The sequence below is a fragment of the candidate division KSB1 bacterium genome (assembly GCA_034506335.1).
Taxonomy (GTDB): Bacteria; Zhuqueibacterota; Zhuqueibacteria; order JANLFK01; family Oleimicrobiaceae; genus Oleimicrobium.
Window position 1 is genome coordinate 14,756 of sequence record JAPDPR010000063.1, and the last position, 1,580, is coordinate 16,335.

The window sequence follows — 1,580 nt, forward strand, 5'->3', positions numbered from 1 at the left end:
AAGCCTCCTTTCGGTCGCCGGCATATTCGCGCTGCCGTTCCCCCGGCGGGACGAACACGGCTACCACTGGCTGGATGCGACGGGCTTCGATGAGACGGTCCAGTACCTCCAGGGCATTTCCCAGCCTGAGATAATCGCTCCCATCATGAAACAGGGCCAAAGGGTAGCGCTTGCCGCGAGCAGGATAACCCGGGGGCAAGTAGACCCATACCGTGCGTTGGCCTGAAAGAAAGCTGCTGGTGAAGGACGTGTCGCGCACCGTGCCACGAGGGCCGTCGGGTAGCGCCAGGAGTTCCTCCGGCGGTACATACTGCGGCATGCGCAGCTCCGAATTGGCCCCAAACCCGCCTAGCACAGTATGAGGGTTCCGCGGATCCAGTACCCAGAGGGTATCGTCAAGCACCAGTTTGTAGTCCAGCCGGGCATCAGGCTCATACTCCTGGCGCGCGTGCCACAGGTCGGTGCCTGCAATTTTCTTCAGCACGATGCGGGGCTGCCACGCGGTTGCATCCCCCGCCACGGCTACGCTCTTGGCCTGCCCCCGGTATAGAAAATGCACGACCGAGTCCTGCTCCAAAAGCGGGAATTGCGCACAGACCCTATCCAAACTATCCACCAGGGCCTGTCGCTCCGACTCAGGCGCATCGAAAATCCGGGCTAACAGCTCCGGACCCGACTGGGCCCACGCTCCAGGGCAGAGCCATACGAAGAGCAGGAACACCAGTCCCCTGCGCACAGCGGCCTCCAGCTGTCTTGGTTCAAGCGCCCCTTGGCTTGGTCAGAGAATTCGACGTTTCCCCACTCGCCCCTCAGCCTCAGTGCATCCAATCAAAAGCCTTCACCACCTCCAACAGGTCGTTGCTGGTAAACGTCAGCTCCCAGTCGCCCGTGCGTTTGGCGCCTGGATAGAGCGACTTTTCGTGCACCAGCTCCTCGCGTTTGAGCTTCAGCACCATGGTGTAGGGGGCTTTTAGCTTGAAGGGCTTGTACTGAGTCAGGTTCTGCAGGGCGCGCGTCACCCCTTGCCGGATCTTTTCGCGGGCCACCTCAGGGTGGAGGCATAGGGCAGCATTACCAATCCCCTCCTTGACCGCTACCGTCTCCACGTTGCCCAGGAGTTGTTTCACCTGCTCGCAGATGGCCTTGTCCCCGGCCACAAAGACTACCGGCACGTTATAGTGTCCAGCGATGAGCGCATTGAGCCCAGCTTCCGGCAACGATATGCCGTTGATGGATAGGTCGGCGATATTGCCGCTCATGGTGTGTTCCAAAAGCGCATTCGGAGTGCCGGCCTTGGCGTGATAACCGACAAAAATGACCGCGGAGAAGGTCTCATCAATTCCCTCCATCATCCCCTTGAAGCCGCCCGACCAGTCGCGCAGCAGCCTCGCTGCCGGATGCAGCTCCTCCGGCAGGATGTTCCGCGCCGAGCCGTGCGAATCGCGCACCAAAATCTCGGTTGCCCCTGCGGCGAGGGCGCCCTCCACCGCCGCACTGGCCTCCTTGGTCATGAGCCGGCGAAAGTAGTCATAGTCCTTGCCGCTTCTGTCCACTTCTTCCCAGTTGACCACGCCGCTGAT

At 61.1% G+C, this 1,580-nt stretch carries 2 protein-coding genes; both read right to left on the reverse strand.

Annotated features, from left to right (window positions below):
* On the reverse strand, nucleotides 1–736 hold a 736-nt coding region (locus ONB25_13955), incomplete at its 3' end, for an alpha/beta hydrolase-fold protein (GenBank protein ID MDZ7393988.1).
* Between the two features lie 79 nt (nucleotides 737–815).
* Nucleotides 816–1,580, reverse strand: a 765-nt coding sequence (locus ONB25_13960; protein MDZ7393989.1) for a M55 family metallopeptidase, incomplete at its 5' end; no start/stop codon positions are given.